The 18,443-nt window shown below is 70.8% G+C and carries 22 protein-coding genes; 12 read left to right on the forward strand and 10 right to left on the reverse strand.

Annotated features, from left to right (window positions below):
* Window positions 1–64: 64 nt before the first annotated feature.
* Entirely contained in the window at window positions 65–664 is a 600-nt protein-coding gene (locus FH610_RS02020; RefSeq protein ID WP_205825463.1) for a TetR/AcrR family transcriptional regulator, read from the reverse strand.
* A gap of 107 nt (window positions 665–771) precedes the next feature.
* Between FH610_RS02020 and FH610_RS02025 the strand changes: the two genes are divergently transcribed.
* Window positions 772–1,140, forward strand: coding sequence for a DoxX family protein (locus tag FH610_RS02025; protein WP_139572470.1), 369 nt, complete (start codon window positions 772–774; stop codon window positions 1,138–1,140).
* Window positions 1,141–1,169: 29 nt separating this feature from the next.
* On the opposite strand, the gene FH610_RS02030 is transcribed toward FH610_RS02025, so the two are convergent.
* The gene (locus tag FH610_RS02030) at window positions 1,170–2,108 is read right to left on the reverse strand and encodes an RNA polymerase sigma-70 factor (RefSeq protein ID WP_139572471.1); all 939 of its coding nucleotides are present in this window, start codon (window positions 2,106–2,108) and stop codon (window positions 1,170–1,172) included.
* Between the two features lie 197 nt (window positions 2,109–2,305).
* Here FH610_RS02030 and FH610_RS02035 point away from each other — a divergent pair, with 197 nt between their 5' ends.
* Complete coding sequence (locus FH610_RS02035; RefSeq protein WP_139572472.1) at window positions 2,306–2,791, forward strand: carboxymuconolactone decarboxylase family protein; 486 nt, start codon at window positions 2,306–2,308, stop codon at window positions 2,789–2,791.
* 259 nt (window positions 2,792–3,050) lie between these two features.
* Window positions 3,051–4,163, forward strand: a complete 1,113-nt coding sequence (locus FH610_RS02040; protein ID WP_139572473.1) for an ABC transporter substrate-binding protein — start codon at window positions 3,051–3,053, stop codon at window positions 4,161–4,163.
* 170 nt (window positions 4,164–4,333) lie between these two features.
* Here the strand turns inward: FH610_RS02040 and FH610_RS02045 are convergent, their stop codons facing one another.
* Both FH610_RS02045 and FH610_RS02050 read right to left on the reverse strand, forming a co-directional pair.
* Window positions 4,334–5,287, reverse strand: coding sequence for a diacylglycerol/lipid kinase family protein (locus tag FH610_RS02045; protein WP_139572474.1), 954 nt, complete (start codon window positions 5,285–5,287; stop codon window positions 4,334–4,336).
* A 29-nt stretch (window positions 5,288–5,316) separates the two neighbouring features.
* Window positions 5,317–5,712 carry a DUF3224 domain-containing protein gene (locus tag FH610_RS02050; protein ID WP_139572475.1) on the reverse strand — a complete coding sequence of 132 codons (396 nt, stop codon included), beginning with the start codon at window positions 5,710–5,712 and terminating at the stop codon, window positions 5,317–5,319.
* A 200-nt stretch (window positions 5,713–5,912) separates the two neighbouring features.
* On the opposite strand from FH610_RS02050, the gene FH610_RS02055 reads away from it, so the two are divergent.
* A complete protein-coding gene (locus FH610_RS02055; protein WP_139572476.1) occupies window positions 5,913–6,590 on the forward strand; it encodes an ATP-binding protein in 678 nt (225 codons plus the stop codon).
* A gap of 27 nt (window positions 6,591–6,617) precedes the next feature.
* Here FH610_RS02055 and FH610_RS02060 read toward each other — a convergent pair whose 3' ends face one another.
* Entirely contained in the window at window positions 6,618–7,067 is a 450-nt protein-coding gene (locus tag FH610_RS02060; RefSeq protein ID WP_139572477.1) for a universal stress protein, read from the reverse strand.
* Window positions 7,068–7,252: 185 nt separating this feature from the next.
* On the opposite strand from FH610_RS02060, the gene FH610_RS02065 reads away from it, so the two are divergent.
* The 3 genes from FH610_RS02065 to FH610_RS02075 are packed head-to-tail and all read left to right on the forward strand — an operon-like array spanning window position 7,253 to window position 9,763.
* Window positions 7,253–8,188 carry an ABC transporter ATP-binding protein gene (locus FH610_RS02065; protein WP_240808699.1) on the forward strand — a complete coding sequence of 312 codons (936 nt, stop codon included), beginning with the start codon at window positions 7,253–7,255 and terminating at the stop codon, window positions 8,186–8,188.
* 1 nt (window position 8,189) lies between these two features.
* Window positions 8,190–8,963: an ABC transporter permease gene (locus tag FH610_RS02070; protein ID WP_139572478.1), complete on the forward strand. Its 774-nt coding sequence runs from the start codon at window positions 8,190–8,192 to the stop codon at window positions 8,961–8,963.
* On the forward strand, window positions 8,963–9,763 hold the full coding sequence (locus FH610_RS02075) for an ABC transporter permease (RefSeq protein WP_139572479.1): 801 nt from the start codon (window positions 8,963–8,965) through the stop codon (window positions 9,761–9,763). The genes FH610_RS02070 and FH610_RS02075 overlap by 1 nt, the downstream gene beginning before the upstream one ends.
* A gap of 260 nt (window positions 9,764–10,023) precedes the next feature.
* Here FH610_RS02075 and FH610_RS02080 read toward each other — a convergent pair whose 3' ends face one another.
* A complete protein-coding gene (locus FH610_RS02080) occupies window positions 10,024–10,728 on the reverse strand; it encodes a TetR/AcrR family transcriptional regulator (RefSeq protein ID WP_240808700.1) in 705 nt (234 codons plus the stop codon).
* A 107-nt stretch (window positions 10,729–10,835) separates the two neighbouring features.
* Here FH610_RS02080 and FH610_RS02085 point away from each other — a divergent pair, with 107 nt between their 5' ends.
* Window positions 10,836–12,494, forward strand: a complete 1,659-nt coding sequence (locus FH610_RS02085) for an ABC-F family ATP-binding cassette domain-containing protein (RefSeq protein ID WP_139572481.1) — start codon at window positions 10,836–10,838, stop codon at window positions 12,492–12,494.
* Between the two features lie 121 nt (window positions 12,495–12,615).
* On the opposite strand, the gene FH610_RS02090 is transcribed toward FH610_RS02085, so the two are convergent.
* Both FH610_RS02090 and FH610_RS02095 read right to left on the reverse strand, forming a co-directional pair.
* Window positions 12,616–13,317 carry a 2-phosphosulfolactate phosphatase gene (locus FH610_RS02090; protein ID WP_139572482.1) on the reverse strand — a complete coding sequence of 234 codons (702 nt, stop codon included), beginning with the start codon at window positions 13,315–13,317 and terminating at the stop codon, window positions 12,616–12,618.
* 314 nt (window positions 13,318–13,631) lie between these two features.
* Window positions 13,632–13,955: a VOC family protein gene (locus FH610_RS02095; RefSeq protein ID WP_139572483.1), complete on the reverse strand. Its 324-nt coding sequence runs from the start codon at window positions 13,953–13,955 to the stop codon at window positions 13,632–13,634.
* A gap of 111 nt (window positions 13,956–14,066) precedes the next feature.
* Between FH610_RS02095 and FH610_RS02100 the strand changes: the two genes are divergently transcribed.
* Window positions 14,067–14,561 (forward strand): GNAT family N-acetyltransferase, encoded by a 495-nt coding sequence (locus FH610_RS02100; protein WP_139572484.1) that lies wholly within the window; start codon window positions 14,067–14,069, stop codon window positions 14,559–14,561.
* Between the two features lie 129 nt (window positions 14,562–14,690).
* Here the strand turns inward: FH610_RS02100 and FH610_RS42640 are convergent, their stop codons facing one another.
* Window positions 14,691–14,834, reverse strand: a complete 144-nt coding sequence (locus FH610_RS42640; RefSeq protein WP_161627885.1) for a hypothetical protein — start codon at window positions 14,832–14,834, stop codon at window positions 14,691–14,693.
* A gap of 155 nt (window positions 14,835–14,989) precedes the next feature.
* Here FH610_RS42640 and FH610_RS02105 point away from each other — a divergent pair, with 155 nt between their 5' ends.
* The gene (locus tag FH610_RS02105) at window positions 14,990–16,177 is read left to right on the forward strand and encodes a sensor histidine kinase (protein WP_139572485.1); all 1,188 of its coding nucleotides are present in this window, start codon (window positions 14,990–14,992) and stop codon (window positions 16,175–16,177) included.
* Window positions 16,174–16,836, forward strand: coding sequence for a response regulator (locus tag FH610_RS02110; RefSeq protein WP_139572486.1), 663 nt, complete (start codon window positions 16,174–16,176; stop codon window positions 16,834–16,836). The genes FH610_RS02105 and FH610_RS02110 overlap by 4 nt, the downstream gene beginning before the upstream one ends.
* 38 nt (window positions 16,837–16,874) lie before the next feature.
* On the opposite strand, the gene FH610_RS02115 is transcribed toward FH610_RS02110, so the two are convergent.
* Window positions 16,875–17,324, reverse strand: a complete 450-nt coding sequence (locus FH610_RS02115) for a MarR family winged helix-turn-helix transcriptional regulator (RefSeq protein ID WP_139572487.1) — start codon at window positions 17,322–17,324, stop codon at window positions 16,875–16,877.
* Window positions 17,325–17,408: 84 nt separating this feature from the next.
* Between FH610_RS02115 and FH610_RS02120 the strand changes: the two genes are divergently transcribed.
* On the forward strand, window positions 17,409–18,440 hold the full coding sequence (locus FH610_RS02120; protein ID WP_139572488.1) for an NAD-dependent epimerase/dehydratase family protein: 1,032 nt from the start codon (window positions 17,409–17,411) through the stop codon (window positions 18,438–18,440).
* The last annotated feature ends 3 nt before the right edge of the window (window positions 18,441–18,443 follow it).

Raw genomic sequence — 18,443 nt, forward strand, 5'->3', positions numbered from 1 at the left:
GAACGAATGATCGTTCTTTTTAGAAGAGCATGAACCTCCGATCTTCGTCAAGAGCGCACGATCTCTACCGGGCGGCTTGCGCGGGCGCCGACATCAGGGCTCGCATGCCGTTCCTGAAGGACGCCGAATCCGCGTGACCGTATACCGCGCGGCGCACCAGGAACCCGTCGACCAGCGCCATCAGGACATCGGCCACGTGCTCGGCGGGAACGTCGGCGGGCAGCAGGCCGCGCTGCTGATGCCGCGCCACGAGCCCGCCGACCACGCCGCGAGCCTCTGCCATGACCTCCTTCAGCGCCGTGCACAGCGACGGCGATCGCAACGCCTCCGACCAGACCTGGACCAGCAACTGAGCCGACTCCTGCGAGCCGGACAGCGGTGGGCGCTCAACAGCCAGTACGAGATCGACGATGTTGTCCAAATCTGGCGGCCGCGCGTCGTCGTCCGCCTCGAACGCCGACGCGACCTCGGCCAGAGCCTCGGCGGCGGTCGCCGCGATGATGTCGTCCTTGCTCTTGAAATAGCGGTAGACGGCCCCGGCCGACAACTCGGCCTCGGCCAGCACGTCCTGCATGGACGTTGCATGGAAGCCGTTGCGGATGAAGCAGCGCCGAGCGGCGTCCAGGATCTGGCGGCGACGGGCTTCGAGGTGCTCCTTGGGCATGCGTGCCATGGGATCACAACGTAGAACGAACATTCGCCCTTGACAACTTTCCCGGCCCTCTCTTAGAAAAAGAATGTTCGTTCTCTTTCTGTGAAGGGCCGTATGCCATGTCATTTGCCGCCAACGCGCTGAGCACTCTGGCCGCTCTCGTCTTCCTCCTCGCCGGCGCCCAGAAGGTCCTGTTACGGGATCCCGTGACGGCCAACCTGCTCAGGCTCGGCGTCGGCTCGACGATGACCCGCTTGATCGGCACCCTGGAGATCGCCGGCGCGCTCGGGCTCGCGGCCGGCCTCTGGTTCAAGCCGCTCGCCGTCGCGGCCGCGGCCGGTCTCACGCTGCTGTTGATCGGCGCAGTGGGATTCCATCTCCGTGCCCGCGACTTCGCGCACCGGCGCCACCGCTCCCACGCCGCGGCGCCCGTGGTGCTGGCCGTGGTCACCGGAACGACGATGGCCTTGTTGCTCGCGATTTCCTGAGCGAAGAGCGTGCCGGCAGGGCGCCGGGCTCAGCGGCTCATCGTGGTCTCCCGCTCCATGCGCGACAGCTTTTCGGGGTTGCGTACGGCGTAGAGCCCGGTGATGAGGCCGTCGTCGATGCGCACCGTGATGACGGTGTCGATGTCGCCGTCGAGCCGGACGATCAGGGCGGGGTGGCCGTTGACGTGTGCCGGTTGCAGCGACGCCGCGGGGGTGATCCTGCTCAGCACGTGGGCCACCTTGCCGGCCCCCACGACGGGCGCCGACGCGGCCTGCTTGAGTCCGCCGCCGTCTGTCAGGAGGACGACGTCGGGGGCGAGGATGTCGAGCAGGCGTTGCAGGTCGCCGGTCTCAACCGCTCGCTGGAAGGCCTGAAGCGCGGCTCGGGTCTCGTTCGGGGAGACGACGTCGCGGGGCCGGCGGGCGGCGACGTGTGCGCGTGCGCGGTGGGCGATCTGGCGGACCGCGGCCTGGCTCTTGCCGACGGCATCGGCGATCTCGTCGTAGTCCAGGTCGAAGACCTCGCGCAGCACGAACACCGCCCGCTCGGTCGGCGACAGCGTCTCCAGCACCAGCAGCATCGCCATCGAGACGCTGTCGGCCAGCTCCACGTCCTCGGCCACATCCGGCGCCGTCAGCAATGGCTCGGGCAACCACGGCCCGATGTAGGACTCCCTGCGCCGGCCGAGCGTACGCAAGCGTTTCAAGGCCTGGCGGGTGGCGATCCGCACCAGGTAGGCACGCTGATCCCGCACCGCGCCGAGATCGACACTCGCCCATCGCAGCCAGGTTTCCTGCAGCACGTCCTCGGCGTCGGCGGCCGAACCGAGCATCTCGTAGGCGACGGTGAACAGCAGGTTGCGGTGGGCGACGAACGCCTCGGTGGCCGGGTCCATGGCGGAGTCCATGCGGCTGTCACGAGCGAGGGGCCCTGCTGTGTCCGCCGGTCGCTCGCCGCGCTCGCTCATCGCTGGTTCCTGTCTGTTGGTTCTCGACTGTGCCATGCATAAGAGGCCGGGCATCACCGCTGTGTGACAGCCGTGTCCGGTGACACACGTCACAGGGCCGCGTTGTCACAGGGATCCGGTCGCCGGGATCTCTTGCTCGTCAGGACGCCGCGCCGACGATCGGCGCGGTACGCCACGTCGCGAGTGAGGACCACGTCATGGAACCCCGTATCGACCTGATGGCCAACGAGCTCGGCGCCAAAATCGCCAAGCGGATCTACAACGTCGCCCTGGCGATCCAGCAGTCGCCACTCCCCCAGGCCACTCAGGACCTGGTGATGCTGCGCGCCAGCCAGATCAACGGCTGCGGTTTCTGCATCGACTACCACACCAAGGACGCCACGGCGGCCGGGGAGAGCGCGGTCCGGCTCCACCTGGTCGCCGCCTGGCGCGAGTCCACCGTGTTCACCGAGGCCGAGCAGGCCGCGCTGGCGCTCACCGAGGAGGGCACCCGGATCGCCGACGCGCACCACGGCGTGTCCGACCAGACCTGGGACCGGGTGCGCAAGCACTACGACGACGACCAGATCGTCGCGCTGGTGTCCCTGATCGCCATGATCAATGCCAACAACCGGCTCAACGTGATCGTGCGCAACCCGGGCGGCTCCTATGAACCTGGCATGTTCGCCGGCATGGCGAGCTGAAAGGAACGTCATGGTGGAAACCCTTCGCCGTGACTTCGGTGGCGACGTCATCGACCCGGGAGCGGCGAAGGGCACCGGCCTCGGGGAACACACTCCTTGGCCTTTCATCCGCCCCAGTTGGCGGTGGTGGATGCAACATCCGGCGTGATCACCCGGATGCGCCTGCTAGGGCGAGATGGGATGAACGCGTACGATCTGGCCTTACCACTCTGCGATAAGGGCATAGTGCAATAAGTCGTTACATGGGAGACGCCAGCGCATGAACAGGCCACCGTCGCCACCTGGAGCGGAGCGGGCTGACGGATCGTTCGTCCAGATCGGCGCTCTCGTTCCGCTGACTCGGCCTGGTTGGGTCGAGGCAGGCAGGCACTTGCTCGCTGGACTCGAGTTGGCCGTTCGCGAAGTCAACGACGCCGGCGGGATCGTCGGACGACCACTCGAGCTGGTGGTGCGAGACACCGCGGCTGATCCGCACAGGGCCGCGGCGGCCGTGGATGAATTGGCGCGCCTGGGCGTGGCTGCCCTGGCGGGGGAATATCACAGCGTCGTCGCCCGTGCCGCTGCCGCCAGGGCCGACGCCCTCGGCCTGCCGTTCCTCTGCTCGTCGGCGGTTCTCGACGCGCTCACAGAACAGCCGACGGAATGGGTCGCGCGCCTCGCCCCGGCGCAGTCCCACGGCTGGCGGATCTACGCGGACTTCCTCCTCCGCGCGGGCCACAGGCGCATCGTCGTAGCAGCCGAGCCGAGTGTCTATTGGGCGGCTGGGGCCCGCATCCTGCGGGATTACCTCGCTCCACGCGGCGGTACCGTCATCGAACTCGACGTGCGCGGGCGCACCCCCACGGCCGTGTGCGACGAACTCGTCGACAGTCGCGCGACAGCCCTCCTTCTTCTGGTCGGCCATCCGGAGCCGGCAGTGCCGATCGTCAAGTCTGTCCGCAGCGACCAGCGCCTCGCAGAGATCACGATCGGTGCTCCGGCCGGGCAACCGGAGTTCGCCGAATGGGCGATGTTGCTGGGCGACGACGGCGCCGCGATCCCGTTCTTGCGCTATCTGCCCGAGCGCCTCAGCCCACTCGGTACACGAGTCGAGACGGCCCTCCGCGAGCGGCTGGCCGAAGCGCCCTCCTTCGTCGCCTTCGAGGGGTACGACGCGGTCGCCGTCCTCGCCGATGTGCTGCGTTCCCACGGCGTGGACCGCGCGCGCACCGCCGGATCCTGGCCGCGCGTCGCGGTCGAAGGCACCCGGGGGCAGATCCGGTTCTCCCGCACGCCAGGTGTCAGCGTGTGGCAATGGGCGTGGACGCCGATCCAGGTCGTTGATCGAGACCCGGCGGAACCCGGTCGCTTTCGGATCCTTCACGCCGGCTGAGAGAGCACAGCGGGGCGTCACTACGGTCGGCCCGATATCGCCTATGTTCCGTTCGATGACGACGGCCTGTGTAGGGCTTGCGGACAGGCTGGGCCGTTCGAGGCGCCCGGCCAGTTCGGACGGTTGGCGTCGTCCCTGAACCGGGCGCGGAGCGTCCGGGCCTCGCGTGGTCAGGCGGTGGTGTCGGGCAGGCACACGGTGACGGCCTGGGGCACGACTTTGACCGTGATGCGCTTGACCCGGTCGCGGGCTCCCCCGTCCAGTTCGTACGCCATGGGAGTGCGGAGTTTGACCGATACCTTTCGGGCGCGGGTGATGCGGACGAAGGGGGATTTCTCGGCGTTGCCGGCGCTCATGCGGCCGAGGGTACGGGCCCATTGGATGGGGCCTTCCGCGGTGGAGACGCCGACTTCGAGCCAGCCGTCGTCGTAGCGGGCGTCTTCGAAGACGTCGATGCCGCCGGTGACGGTGCCGACGTTGCCGACGAGTACGCAGCTGGCGTCGCCCTCGAACCAGTCGTTGTCGTCGATTTTGATCTTCATGGGGGTCACGGCGCCGCCGACGTGGCGCAGGCCGGTCCAGATGTAGGCGAAGCGGCCGAGGCGGTCCTTGAGGCCGCGGTCGGCGTCGGCGATCATCTCGGCGTCGAAGCCGACGCCTGCCATGACCGCGAAGTGCTCGCCGTTGATCTTGCCGAGGTCGAGTTTGGCGCGGCGGCCCTCGAAGCCGATCCGCACGGCCTCGGGGAGGTCTTCGGGGATGGCGAGGTTGCGGGCGAGGAGGTTGGCGGTCCCGGCGGGGACGATGGCGACCGCAGCGTCGCTGCCGGCGAGGGCGTCGACGCAGCGTTGCACGGTGCCGTCGCCGCCCCAGAGGAAGAACAGCTCGGCGCCCTCCTTGAGGGCCTGGCGGACCTTCTTTGGGGCCTTCTTGCTCTTGGGGACCTCATACCAGAGCAGGTCGTCGACGTCGTAGCCGGTGATGAGCTTGCGGAGCTCGTCGAGGCCGCCGCCGACGGTCTTCTTGCGGTGCGCGATGACGGCGACGCGGGGCACCGGGGTTCGAGGGGTGGCAGGCGCGGCGGCGGGGTCGTCCGCGGGCCGCCGGTCAGCGGATTTCACCATGGACCGGCGGCTACCCGGATGGGGGCCGATTAGGCCTCGGGGAGGGTGTAGTCGAGGAGGTAGTGGTGGCCGTCCTCCGCGCGGATGGTGCCCTCGCCGGTGAGGCCGGCCAGTTCGCCGGTGCCGCTGGTGGGGACGATCTGCCATTTCATCCACTGTTCGCCGTTGTGGCTGGCCGCGCTGTGCTGGAGGACGAAGGTGCCCTTGCGGCCATGGAGGGTGCCTTCGACGTGTTCGACGCCGACGTAGGCGGCGGGCCCGTCGGGGGTGACGACGGTGAGGATTTCGGTGGTGCTGGTGCCGACAAGGTCGCCGTGGAAGGTCTTGGTGAGGTGGTTGCGGCCGAAGGTGGCGCCTTCCTTCTCCTCGGTGGCCAGGTCGGTCCAGTTGGTGACGTCGAAGGTGCCGGTGGCGTGTCCGTTCATATGTCCAGCGTGCCGCGTGTTCCTGTCATCTTCTGTCAGGTACGGCGGTGTCCGATGAGTGAGCGGCAGGAGAAAGTTAGGCGAATGCCGTGAAGCCCGTCACTTTGCAGCCGTTCATGACAGATGATCGGAGGCATGGGTTTTCCCCGACCGGCCGTCCCGGTCCTCGCCGGCCGGTTCGTCCAGGCCCGGCCGGCGCGATGCTGATCTCTCCCTTCCCTTCGCAGGAGGGCCGCAGGACGGCGTACAAGGTGTTCGGGTCGGCCGCGACCGCTCCGCGCCGGGCGCGCGCGTTCGTGCGGTGCCAGTTGCGGGGGTGGGAGCTCGCGGATCTGGCCGAGACGGCGGAGCTGGTCGTCTCCGAGCTGGTGACGAACGCGGTGCGGGCGACGGACGCCGTGGTCAGCCCGCCGATGGCCTCGTCGATGTTCCCGGTGGCCCTGCGTACGGTGGCGCTGCGGGTCCGGGTGGCGCCGGGACTGCGCAGCCTGTTCATCGAGGTGTGGGACGTCAGCGAGCGCGAGCCGGTGCCGCATGGCGAGGGGGGAGGCGAGCTGCGCGAGAGCGGCCGGGGGCTCGCGCTGGTCGGCAGCCTGGCCCGGCGCTGGGGCCACTATTCGGCGCCGGATCGCGGCAAGATCGTATGGTGTGAGCTGGCCATCTCGCCGATGGAGGGGGCGCGTCCGCCGGGGGCGGCGGCTGCTCCGGCCGCCGGTTCCGCGCCGCACAGGCGGCCGGCGGCGTCGACGGGGGCGCTGCCGCAGCGGGTGCGGCGGCATCCGGTGGGCGCGCGGGCGGACGGCCCGGACGAGGCGACGTTGCTGCGGGTGCTGGAGGGCCTGCGGGCGCTGGACGTGTCGGGCCCGGACCGCCGCTGAGCCGGGGCCGGGTGAATGTGCGGCGGGTCAGGGGACGACGGTGACCGGCCAGCGGCCGGTGCGGACCAGGCGGAGCGCGACCGATCCGATGAAGCGGTGGCCGGCCTGTGTGGAGGCTCCCACCACTACCGCGTCCGCCCTGATCTCGTCGGCGATCTTGGCGAGGACGCCGGCGGCGTCGCCGTACTCCGTGCGGAAGGTGTAGTCGACGCGTGAGTGGGCGGTCTGGGCGAAGCGCTCCACTTGTGTGCGCAAGTCCGCGGCGACCTCCTCCCCCGCCTCGATCACCGAGGCCGACGCGGCCGGCATCATCGTGCTGATCGTTCCGGGGTTGGTGACGTAGACGAGGACGACATGCGAACCCTGGCGGCGGGCGAGCCCCCAGGCGTACGCGGCGGCGCGCAGGGAGGTTTCCGAGCCGTCGATGCCGACGAGGATCACTCGTGGGCCGTCGGTGCCCAGCTCGAACGTGTTCACGCAAGTCAGCGTACGGCCACCGGGGGGCGTCCGGATACGGGGCCGGGCCTGGGGGCGGGTCCTGGTGGATCAGGTGCGGCGTGACGGTCTTCGCGGGGGCGCCGGGGAGGCGGGGCAGGGCCCGGCCGGGTGGCGGGGATAACCTGTTGCGGAAGTGTCGGGGCCGTTGGTTAGGGTCTCGGATCGTGGCTGATCAACCTCTGATCTATGCGCGTGGCCTGGTCAAACGCTTCGGGGAGTTCACCGCCGTCGACGGGATCGACCTTGACGTGGCGCCGGGAGAGGCGTTCGGTTTCCTCGGGCCCAACGGGGCCGGCAAGTCCTCGACCATGCGGATGATCGGTTGTGTGTCCACGCCGACCGCCGGCGAGCTGCGGATCCTTGGCATGGACGCGGTGCACGACGGGCCGAGGATCCGCGCGCGTCTGGGGGTATGTCCCCAGCTCGACAACCTCGATCCCGATCTGACGGTGCGGGAGAACCTGGTGACGTACGCCCGTTATTTCGGGCTGTCGCGGGCGGAGAGCCGCAGGCGGGCCGACGAGTTGCTGGAGTTCGTGCAGCTCGGCGACCGCGCGGGCGGGAAGGTGGAGCCGCTGTCGGGGGGCATGAAGCGGCGGCTGACGATCGCGCGGGCGATGGTGAACGAGCCTGATCTCGTGCTGCTCGACGAGCCGACGACGGGGCTTGACCCGCAGGCCCGTCACCTGTTGTGGGAGCGATTGTTCCGGCTCAAGCAGCGGGGCACCACGCTGGTGCTGACGACGCATTACATGGACGAGGCGGAGCAGTTGTGCGACCGGCTGGTCGTGATGGACGGCGGCAGGATCGTGGCGGAGGGGTCGCCGAGGTCGCTGATCGCGACCTATTCGACGGCCGAGGTGGTCGAGTTGCGTTTCCCCGGCATGCCGGAGGCGGGGCCGCGGTTCGCGGCGGCGCTGGAGGGGGTGGGCAAGCGGGTCGATCCGCTGCCCGACCGGGTGCTGGTCTACGTGGACGACGGCGACGCGGCGCTGGCCGAGATCCAGCGGCGTGGGCTGGAGCCGTCGAGCGTGCTGGTGCGGCGGTCGACGCTGGAGGATGTGTTCCTCCATCTGACGGGCCGGACGTTGGTGGACTGAGATGGCCGTGACCCATGGCGTGCATCCGACGATCGCGGTGCTGGAGCGGCACCTGACCCTCTACCGGCGCTTGTGGCAGGCGTCGGTGTTCTCCTCGTTCGTGCTGCCGGTGCTGTTCCTGGTGAGCATCGGCATCGGTGTCGGGGGTTATGTCGGCAGGGTGCAGGGGGTCGACTACCTGTCGTGGATCGTGCCGGGCGTGCTCGCGTCGACGGCCTTTCAGATCGCGGTGGGCGAGTCGACCTATTCGGTGCTGGGCGACTTCAAGTGGGTGCGGGCCTATCACGCGATGCGGGCCACGCCGGTGGGGCCGGCGGACATGGTCCGGGGGCATCTGCTCTATCTCGTCTTCCGGGTGACGATCGCGGTCGTGGCCTTCCTGGTCGTCGTGGTGTTCTTCGGCGGGCTGCATTCGCCGTGGGCGCTGGTCACCCCGCTGGTGTGCGCGTTGCTGACGGTGTCGGTGGCGGCGCCGGTGACGGCGTTCGCCGCCACGATCGACCACGACAGTTATTTCTCGCTGCTGTTCCGGTTCGTGGTGATCCCTTCGACGTTGTTCGCGGGGGTGTTCTTCCCGGTCGAGCAGCTCACGGCGGTGTTGCGCCCGCTGGCGTACGCCTCGCCGTTGTGGCATGCGGTGGAGCTGTGCCGGGCGGCGACGCTCGGCACGGCCCCGGCCTGGCCGGTTCCGGTGCATGTCGGCTACCTGCTGGTGTGGGCGGTGGCGGGTCTTTTCCTGGCGGTGCGGGCGTTCCGCCGGAAGCTGGAGGACTGATGGTGACGACGCTGGTGGCGTCCCGGGTCTCCCCCGGCCGGGTGGGCGCCGTCATCGGCCGCAACGTGGGGGCGCTGCGCTCCGGGCCGTCGTACTGGATCGTGCTGCTGTCGGGCTTCTTCGAGCCGCTGCTGTATCTGCTGTCGATCGGCGTCGGCGTCGGCGCGCTGATCGGTGAGCTGACGGTGGGCGGGCGGACCATGTCGTACGCGTCGTTCGTCGCGCCGGCGATGCTGGCGGTCTCGGCGATGTCGGGGGCGCTGGCCGAGACCACGTTCAACTTCTTCTTCAAGTTGAAGTACATGAAGACGTTCGAAGCGGTGCTGGCGACGCCGGTGCGGCCCATCGAGATCGCGGTGGGCGAGCTGGTGTGGTCGATCGCCCGGGGTTCGCTCTACACCGCGATCTTCCTGGTGGTGATGGTGGTGATGGGGCTGGCGGAGCCCGGCTGGGCGCTGGCCGCGTTTCCGGCGACCGTGCTGGTGGGGCTGGCCTTCGGCGGGCTGGGGATGGCCGTCAGCACGCTGATGCGCGGCTGGCAGGACTTCGACCTGATGGGCACCGGGCAGTTCGCGTTGTTCCTGTTCTCCGGGACGTTCTCCCCCGTGCAGGACTACCCGGTCGGGGTCGAGGTGCTGATCCAGCTCACGCCGCTTTACCACGCGGTGGAGCTGGTGCGCGGCCTGTGCATGGGAATGCTGGGGTGGGGGCTGCTGGGGCACGCGGCCTACCTGGCCGTGCTGGCCGGGGCGGGAGTCTGGTTCGCCTCCCGGCGCCTGACCCGGGTCCTGTGCGACTGACCCACACGCCCGGGTTTCTCCCGGACCCCGGATCCCTGCGTCGAAGAGTTCGGGAGTAGCAGGCCGCGTCAGTGTCCTGTCCGTACGCGGGTGCGTGTGCCGCGGCCTCCGGCCCGCTCAGGGCTTCGGCCGGTTGACGACGTTCCAGGCCTCCGCATCGCGGGCGGGCGCCGGGCGGGCCACGTCGGCGTCGCGGTCGGCGGCTCAACCGACGGCCCAACCGATGGCGCGGGTGACGGTGCGCCTGACCCGTACCCCGGCTACTCCTCGCCGGTGGCCGTGCCGGCCTGGATGCCGTCCAGGAGCCAGTCGAGGCCGATGGTGAAGCTGGTGTCCCAGTCTCCGTCCGCGACCAGGGGGCCATGGGCGGCGAGGACGGGATAGCGGTCGCTCTTGGCCTGGAACTGCTCGCGGGCGGTCTGTGCGGCGGCCTGCCGTCCCCTGGCCGTCCAGGTCGCCTGCATGAGCGCGCTTCCGATGACGTAGTTGGACAGCCCGTACGCCGCGGCGGTCAGGTGGGGTTCGACGACCCCGGCCTTCACGAGAGTGGCGTACAGGAACTCGCTGCGGGCGAGCACGTTGGGGCCGAGCATCGGGCGGCCCAGCAGCGCGGCCGACCAGGGGTGCTCCAGGAGGACGGCGCGCCACCCGCTGATCAGCGCGGTGACGGCGGCGCGCCAGTGCCCGCCGTTGTCGCCGGGGATCTCGACGGCCGCGAAGATCGCGTCGAGGGCGAGGTCGAGGACGTCGTCCTTGGTCTTCAGGTGCCAGTACAACGTGGTCGAACCGGTGCCGAGGCGCTCGGCGAGCCGGCGCATGGTCAGCCGGTCGGCGCCCTCCTCGTCCAGGAGGGCGACGGCCTCCTCCACGATGCGGTCCCGGCTGAGCGGGGGCGCCTCGCGCGCCGCCCGCGCGGGCGGCCGCAGCCACACGTCTCCGGCCGATCCCGAGCCTTTCCCCACCACTTCCGGTCCTCCTCCTCGTCCTGGGGGCGAGTCTAGTATGGCGATCGAGTGCCGGATCATTGATCCGGTGACTGGAACGTTGGTCCGGAGAACTGGGAGGAACGACGGTGGCGGGACATGTGGAGGTGGACCGGCTCACCTACGTGCTGCCGGACGGGCGGCTGCTCCTGCACGAGGTGTCGTTCCGCGTCGGCGACGGCGTCAAGGCCGGGCTGGTGGGGCCGAACGGCGCGGGCAAGACGACCCTGCTGCGGCTGATCGCCGGGGACCTGCGCCCGGACGACGGCAGGGTGGGCCACTCGGGCGGGCTGGGGGTGATGCGGCAGTTCATCGGCGGTGTCCGCGACGACAGGACCCTGCACGACCTGCTGCTGTCCGTGGCTCCGGAGCGGGTCAGGGCCGCCGCGGCGGCCCTGGGGCGGGCGGAGTCGGCGGTGGCGGCTCGTGACGAGGAGGCGGCGCAGCTGGCCTACGCGCAGGCGATCGGCGACTACGCCGACGCCGGCGGCTACGACATGGAGGTGGTGTGGGACACCTGCGCGACCGCGGCGCTGGGCCTGCCCTACGACGTGGTCCGGCGACGGCCGGTGGGCACGCTGTCGGGCGGGGAGCAGAAGCGAATCGTGCTGGAGGCGCTGCTGCGCGGCCCGGACCAGGTGCTGCTGCTGGACGAGCCGGACAACTACCTGGACGTGCCCGCCAAGCAATGGCTGGAAGGGCGGCTGCGTGCCACCGCGAAGACCGTGCTGCTGGTCTCCCACGACCGGCGGTTGCTGGCCGAGGCCACGGACCGGATTGTCACGGTGGAATCGCGTGGCGTGTGGGTGCACGGCGGGGGTTTCGCCACCTACGCCCAGGGCCGCCGTGACCGCATCGACCGGCTGGAGGAGCGGCGCCGCCGCTGGGACGAGGAGCACGCAAAGCTCAGGCGCCTGGTGCAGACCCTCCGGCAGACGGCGGCCAACAACGACGCGCTGTCGTCCGCCTACCGGGCAGCCAGCACCCGGCTGGAGCGGTTCGAGGAGGCGGGCCCGCCCGAGCGCCCGCCCAGGCGGCAGAACGTGCGGATACGGCTGCGCGGCGGCCGGACCGGCAAACGCGCCGTCGTCTGCGAGGGCCTGGAGCTCACCGGGCTGATGCGGCCGTTCGACCTGGAGATCTGGTACGGCGAGCGCGTGGGCGTCCTCGGGTCGAACGGCTCGGGCAAGTCGCACTTCCTGCGGCTGCTGGCCGAGACCGCGGACCGCGCGGTTGCCCCACATGCGGTTACCCCGGGCGCGCTCACCTCGGTGCGCTACAGCGGTTCCGTACGGCTGGGTGCGCGGGTGGTGCCCGGCCACTTCGTGCAGACCCACGCCCGGCCCGAGCTGCACGGACGCACCCCCGCCGAGCTGGTGACGTCCGAGTATGCGCTCACGCTCAACGAGGCGATGGCCGCGCTGGCCCGCTATGAGCTCGCGCCGGCCGCCGGGCAGCGGTTCGAGACCCTGTCCGGCGGACAGCAGGCGCGGCTGCAGATCCTGCTGCTTGAACTGTCCGGTGCGACCCTGCTGCTGCTCGACGAACCGACCGACAATCTCGACCTGGCCAGCGCCGAGGCCCTGCAGCAAGGGCTGGCGTCCTTCTCCGGCACGGTCCTGGCCGTCACCCACGACCGCTGGTTCGCCGCCGACTTCGACCGCTACCTCGTCTTCGGCGCCGACGGGACCGTGTACGAGACCGCCGAGCCGGTGTGGGACGAGGCCCGTGTGCGGCGTGGCCGCTGACGCCGTGCCGTCAGGGCGGGCGTGATCGCTCTCGCCCGTGACCGAGTCCGTGACCGAGTCCAGGGGCGCGCTCCGGCTGCCGCGTGCCCGGGCGGTGGCGAGGGCCGGACCTCACCGGCGATCAGATCGAAGCCTCGTCGGCCAACGAGGGCACGGCGCACGGGCGGAGGACCATGAGGGAGTCCTCCAAGGCCGCCACCATGGCAAAGGGGAACCGGTCGAGTTCAAGACAGAGTGCGACATCATCGGGATGGGCTCCTTGACGCACGCCCTCCGCCAACTCGGCGGCGGCGCGTGACTCACCGGCGCGGCGGAGGAACTCAACTGCGTCCGCCCCGGCCCCGGTGGCCCTCCGGGCGATGTATTGAGCGCACGCCAAATCTTCATCGGCGCGTCCGTCGTCGCCGGTGACCACGAAGGTGACGCTGCCGCACTCACGTGTCCGCAAGAGCCGAGCCGTCGCCTCCGCCACCACGAACCCGGCGCACAGCACGAGCGACGCCTCCTTGACCGCAAGGGCGCCGACCGTCCCTGCCGTGGTCTTCTGCACGACGGTCCGCCCGCCAAGGTCAACGGATCGCAGCAGGCCCGGCGAGTTGACGGCGTCGAACCCGGCCGCGGGCGGACCGTCCTTGAGCGCCACCCACTCCGGGTGGCGAGCCTTGAGCGCCAGGGCTTCGTCCAGCGACTCAGCGAGAACTATCTTTTCCGCTCCCCGGGCGAAGGCCCAGGCAGCCACGGTGAAGGCACGCATGACGTCGACTACGACCGCCGTGGACGGGGCTTCGACCAGCTCGGCGATGCCGAGGAAACGAATGTCCATCCGGTGATGATCACACAGGCCCGAATGGGACATCTCCGGCTTCCTGCATCGGGAAGCAGGGACAACGACACGCCTGCTCAATCGCCGCATCGGTCATCCGCACACGGTCTCTGCGCGCACAAGGCGCGCTGCGCTCACGTACGACGCCGGGGGCGGAACCTCCACTCATTCGGCGTCACATCCCGCGGCTGGCACCGCCTCGCCTTGCCGCCCGTGCGGGCCGGGCACCGCCACGGCCGTGGCTGTCAGCTTCAACTCCAGGCGGCTGTTCATGTCCAGCTCGAACCGGCCCGACAGGTCCGCGACAGGGCCGCTCAGGACACGCACACGCAGAACTCGTTGCCTTCGGGATCCCGCCAGACCTGCCAGAGATCCTCGTGCATCTCCCCCGCCGGGGTGGCTCCGAGCGCGGCGGCGCGGGCGACCGCGTCGGCGAAGTCATCGGTGACCAGATCCAGGTGGATGCGGTTCTTCACGGTCTTGGGTTCGGGGACCCGCTGCAGGGCCAGATCGGGACCGAGGCTGATCCAGTCGTCCTCACGACGGGTGATGTCCCGCTCCAGCAGCCGGCTCCAGAACCCGGCCAGCCCGTCGAGGTCGTTGGCGTCGATGACCACGCCACCCACGCGAATGCTCATACTTCCCTCTCGGCGTACGGATCGATCATGTCCGGGCCCGTTGTCCAGGCCGGCCCGGATCTCGACCATGGCAGAAGGAGGATCTTCCGAGGAAGGCGAGGGGACGCGAGCATGAGCCCGGTTGTCATACGCCGTCTCAGCGGTGAGGACTGGCGTACCTGGCGCCGTCTGCGTCTGGCGGCACTCGCCGACGCGCCCGGCATCTTCCACGGAGACCTGGAGGAGGAGCGGGCCTACGACGAGGCGCGGTGGCGGGCGTGGACCGGGGACGGTGTCAAGGTGGCCGCCTTCGACGCGGACGTGCCTGTGGGGGTGGCCGCGGGGCGTGTCCCGGCAGACCGGGCCGGGGCCGTGGAACTCTTCGGCATGTGGGTGCGTCCCCGGCTCAGAGGCGGGCGGATCGCCGAGCGGCTGGCACTGGAGGTGGTGGCCTGGGCGCGCGAGACAGGACGTTCCCGAGTGGAGCTGTGGGTCATCTCGGGCAACCATTCGGCCGAACGCGTCTACCGGCGGCTCGGATTCCACGGCACGGGCGAATACGAAGTCCATCCGCGTGACCCCGGCCTGCGCAAGTACGTCATGGCCAAGGGCGTCGGCGAAGGGTGACCACTGCTCCCCCGGTCGCTCGCACGGGTGATGCCGGCGACGCCGTTCCTGCGCGTCTGCAGCGCGTGCGCGCCCGTGGCCGCGACGATCGGGATCGAGCCACCCCGTCGGTGCGCCTCGGAGGCACGCTCACACGTCGCGGCGCCTCACCACGAACACGGCGAGCGCGACCGCGATCAGCGGCCCGAGCACGTACACGATCCAGGAGCCGGGGACCGCGGCGCTGTGCCGCGGGCCGCGCGGGTGGCGGTGGAAGGGCGCCGTGGGCGGCACTCGCGCGGGCCCGGTTGGCCCCTGGGCGTACGTCCCCGGGCCGATGCCGCGTGGGCGACGGCCGGTTAGCCTCGGGGCATGGACCCCGTAACGGCCACCCCGTTGGCTGCGCGCGTCGCCTACCGCGGCCTTGCTCCCGGGAGGGCACACCGCCGATGACGAGAACGAAGGCCATGGCGTGGGCGGGGGGCGCCTCCTACCTCCTCATGGTGGGTCTGCTGGTGTGGGGCGCGCCGCGGGCGCCGGGCACGGTCCACGCCGCCGGTTCCCTGCTGGCCGCGAGCCTGCTCGCCGGCATGGTGCGGCGGATGCCGCTGTCGGCTCTGGCGATGACGCTCATCGGATTCACCGCCGTGGTCGTGGGCCCGTCGAGCTCCGCCTATGAGAGGCTGACGGCGTCGTATCCGAGCCAGTTCCTGTCGTATCTGGCAGTGGACCTCGTCCTGGGCTTCGTCGTCGCCACCTGCGCGCGATGGGCTTCGATCGTCGCCGTGGCCGTGTCTTTCACCGTGCAACTCCTGGTGATCGGCGGCTTCACGTACGGGGGGGACCTGATCGCCAACGGGGTGATCGCCCTCCTGGCCATGGCCGCGGCCTGCATGGCCGGTCTGCTGACCCGGGAACGCCGCGAGCACGCGGCGGCGCTGCGTTCGCAGGAGGTGGCCGAGGCCGTGACCGCGGAACGGCTGCGGATCGCGCGGGAGTTGCATGACATGGTCGCGCACAGCATCGGCATCATCGCCATCCAGGCCGGTGTGGGGAGCCGGGTCATCGAGACCCAGCCGTCGGAGGCCGGCGAGGCGCTGCGCACCATCGAGGCCACCAGCAGGCAGACCCTGTCGAGCCTTCGGCGCACGCTTGTGGCGCTGCGTCAGGCCGACGGGGGCGCGATCGGGTCGGAGCGGTCACCGCTCGCCCCCTCGCCGGGCCTGGCGAACGTCGAACAACTGGCGGCGGCGACCGGGGGCGCGGGGGTACGCGTCGACGTGCGCCGCAGCGGGCAGCAACGTCCTTTGCCGGCCGACATCGATCTTGCCGCCTACCGCATCGTGCAGGAGGCGTTGACCAACGTGGTCCGCCACGCGGACACCGGCTATTGCCGGGTGGCCGTCGACTTCGGGGATGAGGAGCTGTCCGTGGAGGTCGTCGACGACGGGTGCGGCGCCACCTGGAACGGATCGGCAGCCCGACCGGCTCAGGGCTTCGGCATCGTCGGCATGCGGGAGCGGGTCGGCCTGCTCGGCGGCCACCTGAGCGCCGGGCCGCGCCCCGAGGGCGGTTTCCGGGTAGCGGCCCGGCTGCCGCTGCCCGAACCCGCCGAAGTCGCGGTGGAGGCCCGATGACGGTCCGGATCCTGCTCGCCGACGACCAGCCGCTGGTGCGGTCCGGGCTGCGCGTGCTCATAGCCGACCACCCCGACCTGGAAGTCGTCGGTGAGGCCGCCACGGGCTCCGAAGCGGTCCGGCTCGTCGGCGACCTCGGCCCCGACGTGGTGGTGATGGACATCAGGATGCCCGGCATGGACGGGATCGAGGCGACCCGCCGGATCATGGCCGGCGCGGCGACGACCCGCGTTCTCATCCTGACCACCTTCGACGAGGACGACCACGTTTACGGCGCGCTCCGGGCCGGCGCGAGCGGCTTCGTGGTCAAGGACATGGCGCTGGATGACATCCTCTCGGCGATCCGCGTGGTCGCCGCCGGCGACGCGCTGATCGCGCCGAGTGTGACGCGCCGTCTGATCGCGGACTTCGTCGGACGCCCCGGCGCCGCCCCCGAGCGCTCCCCGCGGCCTGTCGAGGGAATCACCGAGCGGGAGCGGGAAGTGCTGACCCTGATCGGACGCGGCCGGTCGAACACCGAGATCGCGGAGGACCTCTTCATCACGGTGGCCACGGCCAAGTCGCACGTGTCACGGCTGCTCACCAAACTGGGCGCCAGGGACCGGGTCCAGCTCGTGATCTCCGCCTACGAGATGGGGCTCGTGACGCTGCCGCGCTGATGGCGTCCTCCCCCGGCGGAGCTGGACGCGGGTGTTCCTCACTGCCCGTCCTCACCGGGGCCGGGGGGTGGTGTGGATGCGGTCATCCGTTCGATGATCTTCTTCAGTGCGCTGTTCAGGTGGCGCCGCTCCTCGTCGGTGAGGGTCGCGGTGGCGTGTTCGGCCAGCAGGCGCCTGGCCTCGGCGATCGGCTGTTGCGCGGCGCGGGCCTTCGGGGTCAGGTGCAGCCGGACGAGCCTGCCGTCCACCGGGTCGCGGCGCCGCACGAGCAGTCCGGCCGCCTCCATCCGGGTGGCGGTGTTGACGACGGTCGGGGTGGTGACCTGCAGGCGGGCCGCCAGCTCTCCCGGCGTCAGCCCGTCGGTCTCCCACAGGACCTCCAGCACGAGGTTCTGGCCCACGCGCACGCCGTGGCGGCTCATGGCCTCGTCCGCCGCCGCCCGTAACAGCTTCTGCGCCCGCGTGAGCAGCCTCAGCACTTCAGTCACCTGGCCATCCTACGATTCGTTTGCCTGCTAGCGATCTCACTGTTAAGCTGATCATTAGCTTGCTATCGACTTGGAGGGATCCGGATGATCCTCGTGACAGGCGGCCGCGGCTTCATCGGCGCGCACACCGTGCGGGCCCTGCTCGACCTCGGCGAACGCTGTGTGCTCGGCCAGCGGGCGGCGGGACCGCCGCCGGCCCTCGTGCGCGAGCGGGAGGTGCGGGACGGGCGGGCCGTGGTGGAGCGGATGGACTGCACCGACCTCGACAGCGTCCTGGCGGTCGGCAGGCGTCACCGCGTCACCGGCATCGTGCACCTGGCCGCGGCGGGGATGGGCGCGTCGGCGCCGCTGGACGAACTGTCGGCGAACACGGCAGGGCTGTTCACCGTGCTGCGCGCCGCGCGGGAGTGGGGCGCCGGCCGCGTCGTCGTCGCGAGCACGATCGGCGTGTACGCGGGGGTCGCGGACCCGGCCCTCCGCGAGGACGCGCCCTTGCCGGTCGCGAGCCCGCATCCGATCCCGGCCGGCAAGAAGATCGCAGAAGTCGTCGCCGACGTCGCCGCGTCATCCGGGCTCGACGTGGTCGCCGCCCGGATCGGGGCGATCTGGGGCCCGTTGGGCAGGCCGTCCTCGCCGTTCTTCGCCGCTCCCCGGCTCGTCCATGCCGCCGCGCGGCACGCGGCGGCGGACGGCGGCGCGAGCGTCTCCCCGGCCTCCCCTGCCGCCTGCGCGGCGGAAGCCCAGGCCACCGGTGAGGGCGGCGTGCCAGGCGAGGCGGCGCCTTCCTACGCGGGGGACGCGATCGACATGTGTTACGCGCGCGACTGCGGGCGGGCCCTCGCGCTCCTGCAGACGACCGCGACGCTGCGCCACCGCACCTACAACGTCGGCGGCGGCCGGTCCGTCGCCAACCAGGAGGTCGCCGCCGCCATCGGCAGGGCCGTACCGGGGGCGGCCCCTGCGCTGCGTCCCGGGCGCTCCCCTGGCGTGCCCGCCATAGACGCCTGTCTCGACATCTCCCGGCTGCGGGAGGACACCGGCTACGCCCCCGAGTACGACCTCGACCGCGCCGTGGCCGACTACGTCGGCTGGCTGCGGGCGGGCAACCCCCGCTGATCG

The sequence above is a fragment of the Microbispora catharanthi genome, from assembly GCF_006334915.2.
Classification (GTDB): domain Bacteria; phylum Actinomycetota; class Actinomycetes; order Streptosporangiales; family Streptosporangiaceae; genus Microbispora; species Microbispora catharanthi.

What these genes read in the sequence shown, in the direction of transcription:
- FH610_RS02020 (WP_205825463.1), bottom strand. Translation starts at nt 664, where the DNA reads ATGCCCAAGGAGCACCTCGAAGCCCGTCGCCGCCAGATCCTGGACGCC.
- FH610_RS02025 (WP_139572470.1), top strand. Translation starts at nt 772, where the DNA reads ATGTCATTTGCCGCCAACGCGCTGAGCACTCTGGCCGCTCTCGTCTTC.
- FH610_RS02030 (WP_139572471.1), bottom strand. Translation starts at nt 2,108, where the DNA reads ATGAGCGAGCGCGGCGAGCGACCGGCGGACACAGCAGGGCCCCTCGCT.
- FH610_RS02035 (WP_139572472.1), top strand. Translation starts at nt 2,306, where the DNA reads ATGGAACCCCGTATCGACCTGATGGCCAACGAGCTCGGCGCCAAAATC.
- FH610_RS02040 (WP_139572473.1), top strand. Translation starts at nt 3,051, where the DNA reads ATGAACAGGCCACCGTCGCCACCTGGAGCGGAGCGGGCTGACGGATCG.
- FH610_RS02045 (WP_139572474.1), bottom strand. Translation starts at nt 5,287, where the DNA reads ATGGTGAAATCCGCTGACCGGCGGCCCGCGGACGACCCCGCCGCCGCG.
- FH610_RS02050 (WP_139572475.1), bottom strand. Translation starts at nt 5,712, where the DNA reads ATGAACGGACACGCCACCGGCACCTTCGACGTCACCAACTGGACCGAC.
- FH610_RS02055 (WP_139572476.1), top strand. Translation starts at nt 5,913, where the DNA reads ATGCTGATCTCTCCCTTCCCTTCGCAGGAGGGCCGCAGGACGGCGTAC.
- FH610_RS02070 (WP_139572478.1), top strand. Translation starts at nt 8,190, where the DNA reads ATGGCCGTGACCCATGGCGTGCATCCGACGATCGCGGTGCTGGAGCGG.
- FH610_RS02075 (WP_139572479.1), top strand. Translation starts at nt 8,963, where the DNA reads ATGGTGACGACGCTGGTGGCGTCCCGGGTCTCCCCCGGCCGGGTGGGC.
- FH610_RS02090 (WP_139572482.1), bottom strand. Translation starts at nt 13,317, where the DNA reads ATGGACATTCGTTTCCTCGGCATCGCCGAGCTGGTCGAAGCCCCGTCC.
- FH610_RS02095 (WP_139572483.1), bottom strand. Translation starts at nt 13,955, where the DNA reads ATGAGCATTCGCGTGGGTGGCGTGGTCATCGACGCCAACGACCTCGAC.
- FH610_RS02100 (WP_139572484.1), top strand. Translation starts at nt 14,067, where the DNA reads ATGAGCCCGGTTGTCATACGCCGTCTCAGCGGTGAGGACTGGCGTACC.
- FH610_RS02105 (WP_139572485.1), top strand. Translation starts at nt 14,990, where the DNA reads ATGACGAGAACGAAGGCCATGGCGTGGGCGGGGGGCGCCTCCTACCTC.
- FH610_RS02110 (WP_139572486.1), top strand. Translation starts at nt 16,174, where the DNA reads ATGACGGTCCGGATCCTGCTCGCCGACGACCAGCCGCTGGTGCGGTCC.
- FH610_RS02120 (WP_139572488.1), top strand. Translation starts at nt 17,409, where the DNA reads ATGATCCTCGTGACAGGCGGCCGCGGCTTCATCGGCGCGCACACCGTG.